This is a genomic window from Hymenobacter piscis (assembly GCF_018760735.1).
Classification (GTDB): domain Bacteria; phylum Bacteroidota; class Bacteroidia; order Cytophagales; family Hymenobacteraceae; genus Hymenobacter; species Hymenobacter piscis.
On the sequence record NZ_JAHHZN010000005.1, the window covers coordinates 199,209 to 218,336 of the forward strand.

The window sequence follows — 19,128 nt, forward strand, 5'->3', positions numbered from 1 at the left end:
GCAGGGGAGCAGAACGGCGGGCAGCGCCCACGCAGCAATTCGATATGCGCCTATAAATTTTCGGCCTGGCGGACGAGGCCGGCTATGCCCACGCGGGCCAGGCGGAGCCGCACCTTGTCGGCCTCCGCGGCACTGGTGAAGCGGCCCACTACCACGCGGCTCAGCTCCTTGCCCTGGGGCGCCCCGGCGGCCACCGTTGTGACCAGCAGCTTGGGCTCCAGGCCCTGGATTTTGTCCATCACGGCCCGGGCGTTGCGGGCGTCGCCGAAGGTGCCGGCCTGAATAACGTAGGTCGCGGCGGGCTCGGCAGTGAGGGCCACATCGGCCGCCTCGGTGGTGCCGGCCACGATGTTGGTATGCACATCGGCCGTTTCGGTGGGGTCGGTGGTCAGGGTCGCCAGGTTCTCGGGGGCGTCGGTGGGACCCAGGGGCGTGGTGTCGGGCACTACTTCGGCCACCACCGACACGGCGCCGTGGGTGACGATGCCCAGCGGCCGGGCCGCAATTTCGGCCAGATCCAGAATGCGCTGGTGGCGGAACGGGCCGCGGTCGGAAACGCGCACGATGACCGACTTGCCGTTGTCGGGGTTGGTGACGCGCAGGTGAGTGCCGAAGGGCAGGGTTTTGTGGGCGCAGGTGTATTTGTTGCGGTCGAACCGTTCCCCGTTGCTGGTGCGGCGGCCCTGAAATTCGCGGCCGTACCAGGAGGCGCGGCCGCGCAGCACGGTGCCTTTGCGGGCGGCAGTAGCGGCTTTTTCGTCGTCGTCGCCGCGGCGGGTGCGGGCGGCGGCCGGAGCCAGGGTGAGCAGAACCAACAGCACAACCAGCAGCAAGCCCGAGACATACAGTCGTAAATGCAACTTCATCCGTCCTCTTGGTTGGTGAGAGCGACAAATCTAGAAGCGTCTGCCAAAGCTCCGCTTTGGCCCGGGCACGCACGGGAAAGAGGGCAGGTAGGCTATTGAATTTTTCTTATAAATCTTGTATTTAAATTATTTGTTGCGAATGACACAAATAGCGGTTTGTGTTTGATTGAGACGTTTTTTGTACTCTTTTCAGATGTTGCACGCTCCTGCCAAAAAATACGACTATCGGCGGGTCATAAAATTTTGGCCTCACGCATCCAAATGTCCCGGAGGGCAGGTTGCAAATGTCCCGGAAATATGCTAAGAACAGGGAAAGATTTTTGGTTGTCAGTTGGTAGTTGTCAGTTATCAGTAGTTAGGATGTAATTCTAAGCATTCCGCGCATTAAGCGGCGACCAAGGAGCCTCTCCCGCAGTACGAACTGCTATAACGATGTCGTTCCAACGTAATAGGATCCTTCCTTCGTCAGGATGACGTTCGACAACTGACAACTGACAACCAACAACCAACAACTACCAACTACCAACCAACAACTGATTACCTTCGGGACATGGATTTTGGCCGCCTCTCCGACCTGCGCTACGTTGATTTCCGGCTGCCCGCCGACCACCCCGAAACGGCCCGGCAGCTGGCCCGGGCCCTGCCCACCCAGCCGGCTCCGCCGGCCCTGTACGTGGGCTGCCCGATCTGGACCAATAAGGCCTGGCTGGGCAGCTACTTCCCGGCCGGCATCCGCGAGGCCGACTACCTGCACCACTACGCCCGGCAGTTCAACAGCATCGAACTCAACACCACTCACTACCGCATCCCCGACGCGCCCACCGTGCGCAAGTGGCGCGAAGCCGTGCCCGATACGTTCCGCTTCTGCCCCAAAATTCCGCAAGTCATCAGCCACGACCGGGCCTTATATAATGCCGACGACCTGACGGTGAGCTTCTGCCGGGCCATTGAAGGCCTGGGGCCGACGCTGGGCCACGCGTTTCTGCAGCTGCCGCCCACCTTCGGTCCCGAGCACCTGCCGCGCCTGGAGCGCTACCTGCTCGACTTCCCGGCCTACGTGCCCCTGGCCGTGGAGCTGCGCCATCCGGCCTGGTTTTCCGACGCCGGGCTGCTGGCCGCCGTCACGGCCATGCTGGAGGCCCTGGGCAAGCCCCTGGTCATCAGCGACGTGGCCGGCCGCCGCGACGCCCTGCACCAGCGCCTGACTACGCCCGTTACCTTCCTGCGCCTCAACGGCCACGGCCTCATCGATTCCGACTTCCGCCGGGCCGACGACTGGGCCGCCCGCCTGGCCGGGTGGCTGGAAGCGGGGCTGCACACGGCCTACGTCTTCATCCACCAGAAGGACATTCTGCACTCGCCCCTCTGGGCCGAACACTTCCTGCGCCGCCTCCACGAGCTGACGGGCATGGCCGTGCGCCCCCCGCGCATCATTCCGCAGCCAATGCAGGGGAGTTTGTTTTAGCCGGCCGGTGCTCAGGGCCGGATCAGGCTCAGCTTCACGCCGGCCTCCAGGCTGATGCCGAGGCGGTGCTGGTAGGTGTTCTCAACGCCGTATACTCTGGGGTTAGCCAGTCCGCCGCTCAGGTAGGCATCGAGCAGGCCGTGGCCACCCAGGCGGCGCTGCGTGCCCCACAACAGGCTGATAGTGCTATAATCGTAGCGAAGCTGGTTGTTGCTAGAGGGAATCGGGCTGAAGATGGTGCGGGTTTGCAGGCCCACGTACGGGCCCTGGTAGGGGCCGGTGCGGTAGCCGCGCTCCTGGCGCCGGGCCTGGTGGTAATAGTGCCGGATGCCCGCGTCGAAGCTGAGCTGGGTGACAAGGGGAGAGCGGTAGCCAAGGTTGGAGAAGTCGCGCCGGCCCAGGTGCCAGCTGCTGGTACCGTTGAGCGTCAGCGTCCAGCCCGGGGTTAGTTGCTGCTCCAGGCCCACGAACACGGGCACTGAGATGCCGTGGTAACTGCTGATAGCGTGCTCATTTCCCACCACGAGGCCCAGCTTGAGCAGGGGCCGGATAGGCGCGGCGGGTGGGAGTGTGGCGGCCGGGGTTTGGGCGAGGGTTGGGGTGGCAGCCAGTAACGAGAGGGCCAGAACGACGGGAGCGGCCAGGGTATTCACACGCATAACGGATAAATAAAAAGGTGAGGTACGGCCAGAGGAGCCGAACTGCGCCGGCCGGGTTGCAGGTACGGAATCGGGGGCGAAAAAAAAGCGGGAAACCGCGCCGGGGAGGCGGGTAATTGTGGTACTTTCAGGGCCGGGCTGCCTTTTTCTGCGCCCTCCCGTATGAAACTCCCGATCTTTCTGCTGCCGGTAGTGGCCGCGCTGCTGGCCGCCTGCCCCTTGGCCGCCCAGGTGCCGGCCGCTGCCCCGGCTGTTGCTCCGCTCACCCACTGCCTGCTGCTCCCCCTCGACCCGGCCGAGCGCCCGGCCCGCGCCACGCGCATCGTGGAGGCGGCCGTAACGGAAAGTCAGGGTTTCCGGGCCGCCAATGGCCGCTTCTACACCCGTCACCGGCTGCGGGTGTTCCAGCAGTTCAAAGGCCCCGCTGATTCCGTGCTGACCCTGCTCACGGAGGGCGGCACGGTGGGCCTGAGCCGGCAGGAGCTCACCAACACGCTGCAGGTGGAGCCCGGCGAGCAGGGCATTTTCTTTCTGGAGCCCGCCACGCTGCCCGGGGCCGGACCGGGTTGGCAGGCCTATGGCAGTCAGCAGGGCTTTATCCGCTACGAGCTGCCCCAGCTGACCGCCACCGAGCCCTTCCGCCGCTACGAGCAGCTGGACGCGCCATTTTACCAGACCGTGGCCCAGGCGCCGCCGCAGCGGGTGCAGCCCAACCCGGCCCTGGCCGCGGCCCGGCTCCGGGCGGCCCGGCCCGCAGTAGCTGCCCGCGGGCAGGCCCCGGTTATTGTCGCCCTGGCCCCGCTCAGCCTGCCGGCCGGCACGGGCGCGGTGCTCACCATTACGGGCTCCGGATTCGGACCCAGCCGGGGCGCGGGCAGCGTGGAATTCCGCAACGCCGACGACGGGGGCGCTACCTTCACCAAGGTGCGGGACGACGACTACGTGCGCTGGACGGATACCCAGATTCAGGTGCGGGTGCCTTCCCTGAGTGCCTCCCGCAGCCCCGCCGGCACCGGGCCCGTGCGCGTAACTACCGCCGGCCAGCTAACTACCCTGAGTCCGGTGCCCGTAACCATCGTTTTTGCCGCCGCCAACGTGCTCGATACCAACTCGGGGCAGCGGGCCGTGCCAAACCACCGCGACCTGAACTCCGCCGGGGGGATGACGTTCCGCTTCGATGCCGGTTTCGCCGCCAATATGGCCGCGGCGGCGGCCTGGCAGCGGGCCCTGGGTGCCTGGCGCTGCCAGACGGGCATCAACTGGAACCTGGGAGCCGTTCGCACTGCTACCGGCGTGGCCAACGACGGGGACAACTCGGTGGGCTTCGATACCGGAACCAGCCTGCCGGCCGGGGTGCTGGGCCGCACTACCAGCTACTACGAGGGTTGTTACCGCCCCGACGGCTCGGTGGTCTTCTTCGTGCGCGAGGTGGATACCGAGTTTGATGACGCCACGAACTGGCAGTTCGGGCCGGCGAATCCTGCGGGCCAGCAGATTGATTTTGAAACGGTGGCGGTCCACGAACTCGGGCATGCCCAGCAGCTTTCCCACCTGATTCTGCCCAGCGCCATCATGCACTACGCCATTGCCCGGGGCCAGCGCAGCCGCGAGCTGGCCGCCGCCAGCGACGTAGCCGGCGGCCGCTTCGTGCTCCGTACCCGCAGCTTCCGGACCGAGGTCTGCGGGCCGGTGCCCATGCTGCCCGCGCCCGTCGTCGGGCAGCAGGCCACCTTCAGCGCCGGTAGTGTGGTGGTGCAGTGGGCTACCCGCGACGAGTGCAACTTGAGCGGCTTCGTAGTGGAGCGCGCCCCGGCCGATACCACGGCCGGCTGGCAGGCAGTGGCGACGGTAGTGGCCGGTAACGCCAACAATCAGTACCGCGTGACCGACGCCCAGCCGCTGGCCGGCCTGAGCTACTACCGCCTGCGGGTGCGCCGCCCCGATAACTCGCTCGACGACGCCTATGCCCTGGGCGTTACCACCGATGCCACCGCGGCCGGCCGCCTGCGCCCCTTTCCCAATCCGCTGGCCGACCAGGGCGCCGGGCTGGGGCTGCAATACGGCGGCGGCCCCACGGCCGGTACCCTGGTGGTGCGCGTCTACGATGCCGTGGGCCGCTACCTGGGCGGCACCCGCCTCGACTACCTGCCCGGCCTGAACCTGCTCCGCCTCAATCTGCCCCCCCTGCGGGCCGGCTACTACCTGCTGCGCTGGACCGACACCAACGGCCCCGCCGGCACCGAGCCCCTGCTGGTACAGTGAGGTGGTGAGATGGTGAAATGGTGAAATAGTGAGATGGTGAGTTTGATGTTCGGATGAACCTATCGGCGCAAGTAGCGCCAACTGAACATCAAACTCACCATTTCACTATTTCACCACCTCACCATTTCACTATTTCACCGCTCCAGCAGCATGGCCCCGTAGGAATAGCCGCCGCCGAACACGGTAACGACCACGTGGTTGCCGGGGTGCAGGTCAGGCCAGGTGGAGGCCAGGGCAATGGCGGCGCCGGCGCAGCCCGTGTTGCCCAGCTCCTCAATGTTGGATACGGCCCGGTCCTCGGGCAGGCCCAGTTGCTGGAGCACGTTTTTGGTGATGCGCAGGTTGGCCTGGTGCGGAATCAGGTAGGTCACATCGTCCACGCTGAGCTGGTTCTTTTCCAGAATCTGCTGCGTCACGCGCGTCATGTAGGTGCAGGCGTGAATGAACACGTCCTTGCCGTAGGGCATCACAATGCCGCGCTCCACGGGCTTGAGCGTCACCGACTCGTTGGCCTTACCGATGTTGCCGGCCCCGCCCGTGCGGATGTCGCGCACCCGCAGATCGGTGGGGGCGAGGCGCTCTTTGGAAATCAGCAGCACCGCCGCCCCGTCGCCCCAGAGGTGGCCGGCCACGGTGTCGAGGTCGTTGTTGTAGGCCGTGTTGTGCTCGCTCACCACCACCAGCGCCCGGCTGGCCTTGTTCAGGGCAAAGTAGCCTTCCACGATTTCCACCGCGTTCAGCAGCGAAGAGCAGGCCGAGGAAATGCTCACCACCGGAATATCCGACACGTCGAGTTCCCGCTGCACGGCGTGGGCTACGGTGTAAATGGTGTCGTGGGGCGTGTAGGTGCCGCCCACAATCAAATCAACGCTGGCGGCGGGAAAATCGGGGGCCTGAGCCAGGGCCCGCCGCGTGGCCTCCAGGGCCATGGTATTCGTGTTTTCGTCGGGGGCGGCTTTGCGACGCGTCCGGATGCCGGTGCGCTCCGTTATCCACTCGTGCGAGAGGCCATTTAAGCGGGTGAAATGGGCGTTGTCAATGACTTCGGCGGGCAGGTAAGCCGCCACCTGATGAATGTACACGGGCGCGAAAGGCAGAAGGTAATCGAAGCGGAAAGAAGGGGAAAGGTACGGGGTTCCCCGGAAGTGGCACGTTCTTTTCAGCCGGGGCCCGTACTTTGTGCGGCTTCGCAGCGTTCAACGCGGGGCCCCGGGAGGAGTTCAGCCGCCTGCTAACAACATTATGATGTTTTTGAATTCAGTTCGAAAGGCCACCCTGCTGGCCCTGCTACTCGGGGGCAGCAGCGCCCTGGCCCCGGCCGCCCACGCCCAGAAGTACCGCACCGCCGCCGGCCTGCGCCTGGGCAAAAACAACTACGGCCTCACCGTGCAGCAAAAGGTATTCGATAAAACCACCCTCGAAGGACTGGTGCTGGCCGGCAGCCGCGAAGTAAGCGCCACGGTGCTGGCCGAGCGCCACTTCGGCATTCTGGGTCCCAGCCTCAACTATTACTTCGGCCTGGGCGGGCACCTGGGCACCCACAAGGACACTGGCGGCTTCGGCGGCTTCGATGCCCTGGCCGGCATCGAGTACAAAGTGGCCTTCGTGCCCCTGGTGCTCAGCCTCGATTTCAAGCCCACCGTCGAAATCAACTCCGCCGACTGGGCCCGCTTTCCCACGGCCCTTTCGGTGCGCTACGTGCTCATCAAGGAGAAAACCAGCCCCTTCGGCAACCTGTTCGGGGGAGACAAGGACCGGAAAAAGAGCAAGTCGAAAGACAAGCGCAAGTCCGGCACCCGGCGCGGCCTGTTCGACTTTTAGTCGGCCCGTTTAAGAGTGCTTCCGCCCCGGCGGAGCCCGTTTTTCTGCACCAGGAAGACGGGCTCCGCCGGGGCGGTGTGCGTGATGGCCGCTTCATCGCGCCCACCACCGAGGGCGCTAGTGCAGACTGGTCAGGAAATCAACCCGGAATAGTGAAAATAGTCTGATATAATTAATACAAAACAAAATTAAAATATTGATAATTTGACAAATTATTTTACCTTAGTTGTATGGTGAATACTGTCTTTATACCATAAAATCATCTTAAGATGAAAAAGAGGCTTGCTTCTGCCGGTTACGTTCAGTTCACTTTCGGACTGGTGGTACTGCTGTGGCTGAGCAGTATGGGGGCTCAGGCCCAACCTACGGTCTGTTCGGGTACCGATCCGGGCGGGCAGCCGGCTACCAACGGATTGTACGCGGAGTATTTCAGGGGATATTTCGAAGATGACCCGGGTTTTTTCTCCGACAACAACCGGCCTGCCGGCCTGATTCGCACGGAAGCCAACGTCAGCTTTGCCACCACCGCTGCCTTTGGCGACCTGCGCCCGGTATCGGACGGCACGGCCACTGACCCCGACCGGTTCAGCTTGCGCCTGCGTGGCAGCCTCAGCATTGCCACGGCCGGGGAGTACACCTTCTACCTGACCGCCGACGATGCGGCTTACCTCTGGCTGGATGGTGAAGCGCTGGCCCTGCCGCCCGCCGTGGGCACTGCCCTCATCGACAATGGCGGACGCCACAGCAGCCAGACCCGCTCGGCCACCCTGACGCTGAGCGCGGGCCGGCACAACGTGCTGCTGCTGTACGGCGAGGATTGCTGCGACAACGTGCTGGTCTGGGAATACGAGGGACCGGGCCTGACCCGGCAGGTGGTGCCCACGGCAGCCCTGTGCACGGCCTTGGCCCCCGCGCCCCTGTCGCCCCGGGCCATTCGCTACGAGCCCGCCTCGCGCGCCCTGCCTACGGGCACCACCCGCAGCTCCGGGGTGCCCACCGTGGAGGATGGCGGGGCGGCCGTTACGGGTTTCGCCCTGGCTAACGCCGCCGGCCTGCCCGCCGGCATCAGTATCGATGCCGGCACCGGCGTGCTCACGGCCGCGGCTTCCGTGCCCGAAGGCACCTACGACCTGGAAGTAGCCGTGAGCAATGCGGCCGGGACCAGCCGCTTCCGCAATGCGTTCCGGTTTCAGGTGACGGCGCCCCTGCCCGGGGGCTGCGGCGGCCCCGACCCCGGTGGCAACCCACCCTCGGCCGGCCTCTACGCCGAATACTTCAGCGGCTACTTCGACGATGATCTGGCTTTTTTTGCCGGCAGCCCCGGCGGCCTGACCCGTACCGAAGGGCTGGTGAACTTTCCCGATAACGACAGTTTCGGGGCCCTGGCGGGCGTGGCGGGGGGGCTGGCCTCCAACCCCGATGAATTTAGTCTGCGCCTGCGCGGCAGCCTCTACCTGGCCGCTACCGCCGACTATACCTTCTACCTGACCGCCGACGACGCGGCCTACCTCTGGCTCGATAACGCGGCGCTGGCTCCCACGCCCCGGCGCAGCGAAGCCACCATCGACAACGGCGGCAGTCACCCGGCCCGTACCGTGGCCGTGACCCTGCGCCTGGGCGCGGGCCTGCACAACGTACTGCTGCTCTACGGCGACCAGACGCTTAACAATACGCTGGTGCTGGAATACGAGAGTGCGGCGCTGGGCCTGGCCCGGCAGGTGGTACCCGGCCGCCTGTTCTGCACCTCCGTGCAGCCTCTGGAGCCCCTGCCCACGGCCCTGACCTACTCGCCCAGCCTGCTGCGGATGGTGGTCGGCAACAGTACGACCTCCTCGGCGCCCACCGTTGTCAGTGCCTCCCAGGTGGTGGAATATGAGCTCGATAACGCGGCCGCGCTGCCGGCCGGCATTACCATCAACGCCGGCACGGGCCGCGTGAGCGTGGATGCCAGTGTACCCGAAGCCAGCTATACCCTCAGCGTGGCCGCCCGCAACGCCGGCGGCGACTCCGTATTCGTGAACACGCTGACGGCCCAGGTGGTGGCCCGGGCCCCGGCCGGCTGCAGTGGCCTTGATGCCGGGGGGCAGCCCGCTTCCTCAGGGCTGTTTGCGGAGTTTTTCCCGGGCTACTTCAACGATGATCCGGCCTTTTTCACAACTACCCCCGCCGCCCGGAGCCGTAACGTGCAGGTCCTCGATTTTGAAAGCGTGGCCAGCTGGGGCGACCTGTCCGGGGCGGCCACCGGTCCGCCCGACAACCCCGAAACGTTCAGCGCCCGGTTCCGGGGCCGTATCCGCATCAATACGGCCGGTACCTACACGTTCTACCTCACCGCCGACGACGGCGCGTTTCTCTGGCTCGATAACGCAGCCCTGGCGGCCACGCCCAACGTGGCCGCGGCCCTGATTCAGAACGGCGGCCAGCACCCGGCCACCACGGAATCAGCTACGATCAGCCTTTCGGCCGGCCTGCACGATGTGCTGGTGCTCTACGGCGAAAATACCGCCTTCAGCAGTCTGAAGCTGGAGTATGCCAGCCCCGATGCCGGAGTGCCCCGCCAGCTCGTGGCTGCCGCCGACCTGTGCTCGGCCGCCTCCAACGCCCCGCTGCCGGTTACGCTCACCCGCTTTGGGGTTGAAGCCCGGCCGGCGGGGGTGCTGGCCAGCTGGGAAACGGCCCAGGAGCTAAACAGCGCCCGGTTTGTGATAGAGCGCTCGGCCAACGGCCAAGTGTTTGAAGCCGCCGGGCAGGTAGCCGCCGCGGGTACCACCAGCCAGCACCAGCAGTATACCTTCCTTGATACTGCGCCCCTGCCGGGCCTGAGCTACTACCGCCTGCGCCAGCTCGACCTGGACGGCAGCGCCCACTTTTCGGGCGTTGTGACCACCCGCTGGAACGGCGCGGCAGCGCCCGCCGTGCGCCTGAGCGTGTTCCCCAATCCGGTGGGGAAAAGTGAGCTTATGGTGCGGGTGGAGCAGGCCACGGCCGCCGCTACCACCCTGGAAGTGCTGGATCTGGCGGGCCGCCGGGTACTGCGTCAGCAGCTGCCGGGCAGCACCCGGCAGGAGCAGACCCTCGACCTGCGCGCCCTGCCTGCCGGGGTGTACCTGGTGCGGCTGCTGAGCCCCGGGGGCGTGACAACCCAGCGGCTGGTGCGGGAGTAGCATCGCGCTGCTTAGCGCAAAAGCCCCTCATCCGGCCCAGGGTGCCGAATGAGGGGCTTTTGCAGATTGCTTACGGTGGTCCGGCCGCGGCCGATTAAATCTGGTGGACGCGGCCGCTGCCGGCGGTGGAGCTGCTGATGCGGGGGTTGCCGCTCACGTACACGCCCCCGGAGCCGGCAATGCGGGCGTCCAGCGTTTGGGTGGCCTGCACCCGGCAGCTGCCCGAGCCGCTGATGCGTACGTTGCACGCTTTGCTCTGCAGCTTCTCGGCCCGCAGGTTGCCCGAACCGCTGACGGCCACTTCCTGGCTGGGGGCCGCGCCGCCCAGAATGGAAAGGCTGCCGGAGCCCGAAATGGCCGAGTGAACCTTGTCGGCCGTAACGCTGGCCAAACTCAGGCTGCCCGAGCCGCTGACGGCCAGATCGAGGTTCTGGGCCCGGATAGCGTCGGGGGCTTTCAGGCTGCCGGAGCCACTCACCGCCAGACCCGTAATAGTGGGCATGGTCACGTACACCGTCACGTTGCCCTTGAAATTGGTCCAGCGCATGCCCGACTGCGGCTTGGTGCCGATGCGCAGCTTGCCGCCGCTGACGGTGGTTTCGAGGCGGGCCAAATCCTCGGCGTCGCCTTCTACTTCCACCAGCTGGGGGCTGCCCTGGCGCACAATCACGCGCATACTGCCGCCCAGGCTCAGGGCGGTGAAGGCCTCTACGCGGCGGGTTTCGCGCGTGTCGGCGGGCCGGAAGGCCGAGAAGAGCAGCACGGCCAGCAGCAGGCCAGGTAAGAGGCGGAGCGTTTTCATAAGCGCAGCAGAAAAAAAGGTGGACAGGTACGGGGGCAGATGGCGGCTCCCGCGTAACCGTTGCCTGAGTTCGGAAAATTGCGCGAGAAATCCGCTCTTGGCTGCCGGGGCTGGGCAAAGTCGGCACCCGCCCGGCCTCCATGCACTGCCGCCTTTTTGGGTAGCTTTGACCGGCCGGTCAGCTCCGGCTTCTTTCATGCACCCGCACCAGGATTTACTGCACCGCTTCTACCAGGCTTTCCAGCGCCGCGACCACGCCGCCATGGCCGCCTGCTATCATCCCGAGGCTACGTTCGAGGATGCCATCTTCGAGCTGCAGGGCCCCGCAATCGGGCAGATGTGGCGCATGCTCTGCGAGCGGGGCGGCGACCTGCGCCTCGCCTACAACGACGTAGCCGCCGACGCGCACCAGGGCCGCGCCACCTGGGACGCGCGCTACACCTTCTCCCAAACCCGCCGCCCGGTGCACAACCACGTGCAGGCCCGCTTCACGTTCCAGGACGGCCTCATCCGCACCCACCACGACCAGTTCAGCTTCTGGCGCTGGTCGCGGCAGGCCCTGGGGGCATCGGGCTGGCTGCTGGGTTGGTCCGATATGTTGCGCCGCCCGGTGCAGGCCAAGGCCCGCCAGGGCCTGGAACAGTTCATGAACCGGCCAAAGCAGGCGTAGGCGAACAAAAAGAGAACGTCATTCCGAGCGGAGCCGAGGAATCTCGCGTGCTGACGTTGGGCTGGTAACTCTGATGATAGAATTACTCTGGCAACATCAGCACGCAAGATTCCTCGGCTGCGCTCGGAATGACGTTCTTTTTCTAATCCCTAATCCCTAATCCTTACTCCCTACCAAATCTTCACCCGGGCCGAATCGGGGCGGTAGAGTTTGTCGCCGGGCTGCACGTGGAAGGCTTCGTAGAAGGCGGGCACGTCGGCGAAGGGGCCGTTGATGCGGTACTGGGCGGGCGAGTGCACATCGGTGAGGATGGCCTGGGCCAGGCGCTCGTCGCGCTGGTGCACCTGCCAGCCCAGGGCGTAGCCCAGGAAGTAGCGCTGCACCGGCGTGAGCCCCCCGATTTTCTCGCCCTTCTTGTACTGCTCGGTCTTTTTGAAGGCATCGAGCCCGATGACGATGCCGCCCAGGTCGGCAATGTTCTCCCCGGCCGTGGCCTTGCCGTTGATGTGCAGCGAATCGAGCACGGTGTAGCCGTTGAACTGGCGCACGATGCCCTTCACCCGCGCATCAAATGCCCGGCGGTCCGCTTTGGTCCACCAGCTGCGCAGGTTGCCCTTCTCGTCGAACTGGCTGCCCTCGTCGTCGAAGCCGTGGGTGAGTTCGTGGCCGATGGTGCTGGCCCCCGCGTAGCCATAGATGAGGGCGTCGTCGGCGTCGGCATCGAGCAGGCCGGGAATGGCGAAAATGGCGGCCGGCAGCACAATCTCGTTGTTGCTGGGGTTGTAGTAGGCGTTGTAGGTCTGGGGCGTCATGCCCCACTCGGTGCGGTCGACGGGCTGGCCCAGCTTGCGGGCCTCGTAGCGGTAGCGCCACTCGTTGGCCCGCATCACGTTGGCCGCGAAGGACGTGCGGTCAATACGCAGCGAGGAATAGTCCTTCCACTTATCGGGGTAGCCCACCTTGCGGGTGATTTTGCTTAGTTTCACCAGGGCCTTCTGCTTGGTGGTGTCGCTCATCCAGTCCAGGGCCCGGATATGCTCCCGGAAGGAGGCTACGATGTTTTCGGTGAGCTCCTCGTAGCGCTTCTTGGTGGCGGGCGTGAAGTACTCCTGCACGAACAACTGGCCCAGGGCCTCGCCCATGGCGTTTTCCTCGGCGTCGAGCACGCGCTTCCAGCGGGGGCGCTGCTCCTTGGCGCCCTGCAGCACGGTGCCGTAGAAGCGGAAGTTTTCCTGGTCGAAGTCCTGGCTTAGGGTGGGCGCGTAGGTGTGCACGAGCTGCCACTGCAGGTAGGCCTGCCAGTCGGCAAGCGGGGCGGTGCGCAGCAGGCGGCCGGCCTCCTGGTAGAACTCGGGCTGACCCACAATCACGGTATCGGCCCCCGCGAAGGCCATTTCGGCCAGCCAGGGCTTCCAGTTGAGGCCGGGCGTGAACTCATCCAGCTTCGCCACCGCCATCTTGTTATAGTTGGCGTAGGGGTCGCGCAGGGCTTCGAGCTTGCGGGAGGCGCCGGCCAGCTTGGTTTCCAGGGCCAGCACGCGCGTCATGTTGGCCCGGGCGGTGGCCGCCTCCTGGCCCAGCAGCCCGAACATGGTGGTCAGGTGCTTTGCGTATTCCTGACGGATGTTGCGGGTGCGGGCGTCCTGGTTGAAGTAATAGTCGCGGTTGGGTAGCCCCAGGCCCGCCTGCCAGAGATGGAGGGCCATTTTCTCGCTGTTCTTGGCATCCTGACCCACGTAGCCGCCCACCAGCGCGTTCACGCCCAGCAGCTGGAGCCGCGCAATGGCGGCCTGCACGCCCTTCACGGTGGTGATGTTCTGGATGCGGGTCAGCTCCTTCCGTAGGGGCTCCAGGCCCTGGCGGTCGATGGCGGCGCTGTCCATGCCGGCGGCCCAGAAATCCCCGATTTTCTGCTGGGCCGTGCCGGTGGCGGCATTGGCCCGGGCGGCCTCCTGGTTGAGCTGGCGCAGACGCCCGTATATCTCGTTCTGCACCTCCTTGCCAATGCCCCAGTTGCTCTCCGAAGCCGGAATGGGGTGGCCCTTGAACCAGGCCCCGTTGGCGTAGCGGTAGAAGTCGTCGCCGGGGCGCACGGTGGTATCGAGGTTGGCCTGAATCAGATCGGGCCTGTTGGCGGGGTCGGAGGAGCTACCGGAGTTGCAGGCGGTCAGGGCCAAACCCAGCAGGGGCAGGGCCAGCCGCCAGGGTCGGCGGGCAGGGAAGGGAGAAGGCATAAGCAGAAGGGTAGGGATGAGAACTCGGGCGAATGTAGCGCGGCGCGCCCATTTGCCGTACGCCCCCATAGACTCCCGCTCCCGCGTCTCCGTTGCCTTCTTGCCTTCTTCCCTTCTTCCCTTCTTCCATGACCCTGGCCCACCTGCTGCTGCTCAACTTCGGCCTCGCCGCCTACCTCACCGGCCTCATCTGGACGGTGCAACTGGTGCACTACCCCGGTTTCGCCCGCGTGGAGCCCGCGCAGTTCGAGCAGTTTCACCGGGAGCATTCGGCCCGCATCAGCTGGGTGGTGATGGCCCCGATGCTGCTGGAGCTGGGCGCGGCCGGGTGGCTGGCCTGGGAGGGCGAGGCGCTGGGCGCAACGGCCCGTTGGGGGCAGCTGGGGCTGGTGGGGCTGGTGTGGGCCAGCACGTTCTTCATCACCGTGCCCTTCCACAACCGCCTCGCCCGCGGCTACAACTACGTGGTCATCGACGGGCTGGTGCGCACCAACTGGCCCCGCACCCTGGCCTGGACCGCCCGCGCCGGGTGGCTGCTTTTCTTGACGTGGAGAAGCTAATGTGGAGAATGTGAGAAATGTGTTGAATGTGCGCGTTACGCCATCATCCGCTTACATTTACTTATCGTTCTCGCACGCATCACATCTACCATATTCAGCACATTCCCCCACATTTACCACATCCCCACATTTATCACATTTGTAAAATCATGCTGCCTCCCGCCCCCGATTTCCTGCCCGAATTGCAATTTCAGACCAGCCGCAGCAGCGGGCCGGGCGGGCAGAACGTGAATAAGGTGGAAAGCCGGGTGGAGCTGCGCTTCCGGGTGGCCGATTCCCAACTGCTCACCGACGAGCAGAAGCAGACGCTCCTCGAAAAGCTGGCTTCCCGCCTCACCGCCGAAGGCGAGCTGCTGGTAACGGCCCAGGAAGACCGCAGCCAGCTCCGCAACCGCGAAACGGCGCTGCTCAAGTTCCACCAGCTGCTCACCAAAACCCTGCACAAGCCCAAGGCCCGCCGCCCCACCAAACCCAGCAAAGGTGCCGTCCGCCAGCGCCTGGAATCCAAAAAGAAGCACGGCGACAAAAAGTCCAACCGCGGCCGGGTGGATTTCTAGGGCCGCTTGTCAGCAAGCAGAACGTCATTCTGAGCGCAGCCGAGGAATCTCGCGTGCTGAGGTCGTTAGAATAAGTCAACCTCAGCGCGCGTTATTCTTCGGCTGCGGCTGCGGTTCCGCCTTCGCTCGGAATAACGTTCTGCTTGGCCTGTGTTGTTGCGGGGAGCTTCAGCTTGCTGCTTCTAGCTTACAGCAGCGTGCCGCGCAGTACGGCCGTGGCCACCGAGAAGTAGATAATCAGGCCCGTTACGTCCACCAGAGTAGCCACGAAGGGCGCCGAGGACGTGGCCGGGTCGAGGCCCAGGCGCTTGAGCAGCATGGGCAGCATGGCCCCCGACAGCGCCCCCCAGAGCACAATGCCCAGCAGGGAGAAACCCACCGTGACGGCAATCAGGGCCCAGTAGGGGCCGAAGTAGTTGGGGTCGACGTAATTGGCCCAGAGCACGATGCGCAACGAGCCCACCACGCCCAGAATCAGGCCCAGCAGCAAGCCCGAAATCAGCTCCCGGCGCAGAATCAGCCACCAGTCCGACACCGTGAATTCGCCCAGGCTCATGGCCCGGATGATGAGGGAGGTAGCCTGGGAGCCGGCGTTGCCGCCGGCCGAAATAATGAGCGGAATAAACAACCCCAGCACGGCGGCCTTCTGCAAATCGTCTTCGAAGTGGTGCATGGCCGAGGTGGTGAGCATTTCGCCCAGCAGCAGAATCACGAGCCAGCCGGCCCGTTTCTTCACCATGTTCCAGATGGATGTGGCCAGGTAGGGCTCGTCGAGGGCTTCGGAGCCGCCCAGCTTCTGGATGTCCTCGGTGTCTTCCTCCTCCCGGATATCGAGGATGTCGTCGATGGTCACGATGCCGAACAGGACGCCCTGGTCGTTGACCACCGGCAGGGCCACCCGGTCGTTGCGCCGGAACTCGTCGATGGCCTCCTCCTGGTCCTGCATGCTGCTCAGGGAGATGAAGCGGCGGTCCATGAGCTCACTCACCCGCACGTCGGGGGCGGCCAGCAGGAACTCCCGGATGCGGATGTCGTCGATGAGCTTGCCCCGCTCGTCGGTCACGTAGAGCACGTTCAGGGTTTCCGACTGCCCGCCGTGGCGGCGGATGTACTCGAGCACCTGCTGCACTGTCCAGGTTTCGCGGATGGCAATGTAGTCGGGCGTCATCAGGCGGCCCACCGAGTACTCGGGGTAGCCCAGCAGCTCCAGCGTTACCTTGCGCTCGGCCTCCGAAAGGGTCTGAATCAGCTCCCGCACCAGCTCATCGGGCAAAAACTCCAGCAGGGCCGTCCGGTCGTCGGGCGACATCTCGTTGAGGATGTCCGAAATCTTTTCCTGGCTCAGGTTAGCCAGAAAGTGCTTCTGAATGTCGAGGTCGAGGTACTCGAACACCTCCGTGGCCAGTTGCAGGGGCAGCAGCCGGAAAATGATGAGCTGCTCGCGTTCCTCTTCCTGTTCCAGCAAATCCACCACTTCGCTGGGCTCAAAATGCTTGAGCGCCTCCTTGAGCTTGAAAAACTCGCCCTCCTGAATCAGGGACGTGATGTGGTCGAGAGTGGGGTGCTGATTCATGAAGTCGGAAAAGGCGTGTTTCTCGCTAGGCAGAAGGCGTTGGTGAAGCGGCTGGAACCGGCGCGCAAAAGTACGGCTTTCCGGGGCCAATCGGTTGCGGGAGCCGGAACTTTCTGCCCGCCGCCGCCCGGGGCCGCCGCCGTTATTTTCGGGGTCCGGCGCAGTTTCCCGGCGCCCGGAGTTGCCGAATTGCGGGCAGCGCGTACTTTTGGCCGTCCTTCCCGCTGCCTTTCTATGTCTGAGTCTTCCGTTGCCCCGCCGCTCGGCACCCTCGTCGCCCTCGGCGGCGGCGACGACGATGCGATGCTGGCCCTGCTCTGCGACCTGCTGCCGGGCCCCGATACGCCGGTGGAAATCATTACGGTAGCCTCCTGGCGCAACGCCGACCGCACGGCCGCCGCCTACGAGAAGTCGTTCCGGGAGCTGGGCTGCGCCGTGGCCCGCCACCTGCCCATCAACGAGCACCACCCCGCCGACTCGCCCTCGGCCCTGCGCCGCCTGCGCCGGGCGGGCCTCGTGTTCTTCAGCGGCGGCGACCAGGAGCGCATCACCGATTTTCTCAAGGGTACCGAGTTCCTGCGCCTCCTGCACGAGCGCTACCAGCAGGAAGCCGACTTTATGGTGGCCGGCACCAGCGCCGGGGCCGCCGCCCTCACCGAGCAGATGCTGGTGGAAGGCTACGGCTGGCGGGCCCTGCGCAAGGGCGGCATCCAGACGGCCGCCGGCCTCAGCCTGCTGCCCCGCCTGTTCATCGACCAGCATTTTGCCGAGCGCGGCCGCTTCGGCCGCCTGGCTCACGCCCTGCTGGCCCACCCGGCCTACCTGGGCATCGGGCTGGCCGAGGAAACCGGCCTGATTGTGCGCGGCGGGCAGCAGGCCGAGGTGTTCGGCGACGGCGTGGCCACCGTTATGGACGGGCGCCACCTGCACGGCAGTAACCTGGGCCGCATCGGGCGGGGCGAGCCCGTGAGCGGGCAGGGCCTGCGCGTGCACCTGCTCGTGGCCGGCCAGCACCTGAACCTGCTGACCCGGGAGGTGGCCGATTCCCGCTAACTTGCTCCTGAAATCCGCGGCCCGGGCTGCTGGCCCCACCAAACCCCTGAGCGAGTACTCACCAACCCGAAAAATAACGCCGGTCAAATTTGTTCGGCGTGCCGACTAAATCATTCTCTTTTTCCTACATTTAGGCCCTTGACCCCCTAAATTCTCACTCATCTCACTCTTTGTATGAAATTCAAGTCTCTACTTCTTGCAGGAAGTGCGTTGCTTACGGGTACCGCGGCCTCGGCGGGTGGCTATCAGGTGACGCTGGCCGGGCAGAAAAACAACGGCATGGGCGGCGTGGGCGTGGGCCTTTCCCTCGACCAGGCGGCCATGTTCTACAACCCCGGCGCGCTGGCCATGGTGAAAGACCGCGGTATTCAGCTGGGGGTGAATGCCACGCTGGCCCGCAACGCGTTTGTGGCCGAAGGCAGCAACCAGCAGCGGGAACTGCGTAATTCCATTACCACGCCCCTGAACTTTTACGCCGGCTTCGGGCCCGCCGAAGGGAAATTCCGCGCCGGTATTGCCGTGTACACCCCCTTCGGCAGCAAGCTGCAGTACGCCGACGGCTGGGAAGGCCGCACGTCGCTGACGGATATTGACCTGAAGTCGATTTTCGTGCAGCCCACCGTCAGCTACGCCATCAGCGACAAGCTCAGCGTGGGTGCCGGCCTGGTGGTACTGGCCTACGGGGCGGTTAATCTGCAGCGCGATGTGCCCTTGCCCGACGGTTTCGGCCACGTGGAGCTCGACGGCAAAGCCGATACCAAGCTGGGCTTCAACGCCGGCATCTTCTTCAAGCCCTCCGAGAAGCTGAGCCTGGGCATCAACTACCGTTCGAAAATTGACGCCGTCGTAAAAGATGGGGACGTGACGTTCACCGGCATTCCGGCCACGTTCTCCTCGCGCTTCGAGGCGACCAAGTTTGGCGCTACCCTGCCCCTGGTGGCCACGACCAGCGTCGGTATCGGCATCATGCCCACCGAAAACCTGACCATTGGTTTCGACGTGAACCTGGCCCAGTGGAGCAAGTACCGCACCCTGCGCTTCGACTTCGACAAGCAGGTGAATGGCTCGACGGTAAGCGAATCGCGCCGGGAGTACCAGGATGCGCTGACTTTCCGCCTGGGGGGGCAGTACAAGCTCACCAGCGGCCTGACCCTGCGCGCCGGTGGCTCGTACGATGAGAGCCCCGTAAAAGACGGTTTCGTGACCCCCGAAACGCCCGACAACGACCGCCTCAGCGGCACGCTTGGCGCTTCGTACGCGTTCGGCAAGTTCGGCGTGGATCTGTCGGCCCAGTACGTGAGCATCAAGAAGCGCACCCAGACCCAGCAGGAGCTGCTCAACAACGGGACCACGGACCGCATTGCCGGCACCTACAAAACCAACATCGTGATTCCCGGCATCGGCCTGAATTACACTTTCTAACCTCGTCTCACGCACTGCCC

15 protein-coding genes are annotated in these 19,128 nt (G+C 65.0%); 9 read left to right on the plus strand and 6 right to left on the minus strand.

Annotated features, from left to right (window positions below):
- Positions 1 to 50 precede the first annotated feature (50 nt).
- Complete coding sequence (locus tag KLP40_RS07865; RefSeq protein WP_215593223.1) at positions 51 to 866, minus strand: septal ring lytic transglycosylase RlpA family protein; 816 nt, start codon at positions 864 to 866, stop codon at positions 51 to 53.
- A gap of 550 nt (positions 867 to 1,416) precedes the next feature.
- Between KLP40_RS07865 and KLP40_RS07870 the strand changes: the two genes are divergently transcribed.
- Complete coding sequence (locus KLP40_RS07870; protein ID WP_215593224.1) at positions 1,417 to 2,331, plus strand: DUF72 domain-containing protein; 915 nt, start codon at positions 1,417 to 1,419, stop codon at positions 2,329 to 2,331.
- An 11-nt stretch (positions 2,332 to 2,342) separates the two neighbouring features.
- Here KLP40_RS07870 and KLP40_RS07875 read toward each other — a convergent pair whose 3' ends face one another.
- Positions 2,343 to 2,990, minus strand: a complete 648-nt coding sequence (locus KLP40_RS07875) for a hypothetical protein (protein WP_215593225.1) — start codon at positions 2,988 to 2,990, stop codon at positions 2,343 to 2,345.
- A gap of 162 nt (positions 2,991 to 3,152) precedes the next feature.
- Here KLP40_RS07875 and KLP40_RS07880 point away from each other — a divergent pair, with 162 nt between their 5' ends.
- A complete protein-coding gene (locus KLP40_RS07880; RefSeq protein ID WP_215593226.1) occupies positions 3,153 to 5,252 on the plus strand; it encodes a matrixin family metalloprotease in 2,100 nt (699 codons plus the stop codon).
- 134 nt (positions 5,253 to 5,386) lie between these two features.
- Here the strand turns inward: KLP40_RS07880 and KLP40_RS07885 are convergent, their stop codons facing one another.
- Positions 5,387 to 6,334, minus strand: coding sequence for a 3-oxoacyl-ACP synthase III family protein (locus KLP40_RS07885; RefSeq protein ID WP_215593227.1), 948 nt, complete (start codon positions 6,332 to 6,334; stop codon positions 5,387 to 5,389).
- A 169-nt stretch (positions 6,335 to 6,503) separates the two neighbouring features.
- On the opposite strand from KLP40_RS07885, the gene KLP40_RS07890 reads away from it, so the two are divergent.
- Positions 6,504 to 7,073, plus strand: coding sequence for a hypothetical protein (locus KLP40_RS07890; protein WP_246558706.1), 570 nt, complete (start codon positions 6,504 to 6,506; stop codon positions 7,071 to 7,073).
- Positions 7,074 to 7,342: 269 nt separating this feature from the next.
- Positions 7,343 to 10,237, plus strand: coding sequence for a PA14 domain-containing protein (locus KLP40_RS07895; RefSeq protein ID WP_215593229.1), 2,895 nt, complete (start codon positions 7,343 to 7,345; stop codon positions 10,235 to 10,237).
- 94 nt (positions 10,238 to 10,331) lie between these two features.
- Here the strand turns inward: KLP40_RS07895 and KLP40_RS07900 are convergent, their stop codons facing one another.
- On the minus strand, positions 10,332 to 11,039 hold the full coding sequence (locus KLP40_RS07900; protein ID WP_215593230.1) for a head GIN domain-containing protein: 708 nt from the start codon (positions 11,037 to 11,039) through the stop codon (positions 10,332 to 10,334).
- A gap of 196 nt (positions 11,040 to 11,235) precedes the next feature.
- Between KLP40_RS07900 and KLP40_RS07905 the strand changes: the two genes are divergently transcribed.
- Complete coding sequence (locus tag KLP40_RS07905; RefSeq protein ID WP_215593231.1) at positions 11,236 to 11,709, plus strand: nuclear transport factor 2 family protein; 474 nt, start codon at positions 11,236 to 11,238, stop codon at positions 11,707 to 11,709.
- Positions 11,710 to 11,879: 170 nt separating this feature from the next.
- On the opposite strand, the gene KLP40_RS07910 is transcribed toward KLP40_RS07905, so the two are convergent.
- Positions 11,880 to 13,943 (minus strand): M13 family metallopeptidase, encoded by a 2,064-nt coding sequence (locus KLP40_RS07910; RefSeq protein WP_215593232.1) that lies wholly within the window; start codon positions 13,941 to 13,943, stop codon positions 11,880 to 11,882.
- 128 nt (positions 13,944 to 14,071) lie between these two features.
- Between KLP40_RS07910 and KLP40_RS07915 the strand changes: the two genes are divergently transcribed.
- Both KLP40_RS07915 and arfB read left to right on the plus strand, forming a co-directional pair.
- Positions 14,072 to 14,503, plus strand: a complete 432-nt coding sequence (locus KLP40_RS07915; RefSeq protein ID WP_215593233.1) for a hypothetical protein — start codon at positions 14,072 to 14,074, stop codon at positions 14,501 to 14,503.
- A 149-nt stretch (positions 14,504 to 14,652) separates the two neighbouring features.
- Complete coding sequence (gene arfB, locus KLP40_RS07920) at positions 14,653 to 15,060, plus strand: alternative ribosome rescue aminoacyl-tRNA hydrolase ArfB (protein ID WP_215593234.1); 408 nt, start codon at positions 14,653 to 14,655, stop codon at positions 15,058 to 15,060.
- Positions 15,061 to 15,247: 187 nt separating this feature from the next.
- Here arfB and mgtE read toward each other — a convergent pair whose 3' ends face one another.
- Positions 15,248 to 16,633, minus strand: coding sequence for a magnesium transporter (gene mgtE, locus KLP40_RS07925; RefSeq protein WP_215593235.1), 1,386 nt, complete (start codon positions 16,631 to 16,633; stop codon positions 15,248 to 15,250).
- Between the two features lie 234 nt (positions 16,634 to 16,867).
- Between mgtE and KLP40_RS07930 the strand changes: the two genes are divergently transcribed.
- Positions 16,868 to 17,686 (plus strand): cyanophycinase, encoded by an 819-nt coding sequence (locus tag KLP40_RS07930; protein ID WP_215593236.1) that lies wholly within the window; start codon positions 16,868 to 16,870, stop codon positions 17,684 to 17,686.
- A gap of 174 nt (positions 17,687 to 17,860) precedes the next feature.
- The gene (locus KLP40_RS07935; RefSeq protein ID WP_215593237.1) at positions 17,861 to 19,108 is read left to right on the plus strand and encodes an OmpP1/FadL family transporter; all 1,248 of its coding nucleotides are present in this window, start codon (positions 17,861 to 17,863) and stop codon (positions 19,106 to 19,108) included.
- The last annotated feature ends 20 nt before the right edge of the window (positions 19,109 to 19,128 follow it).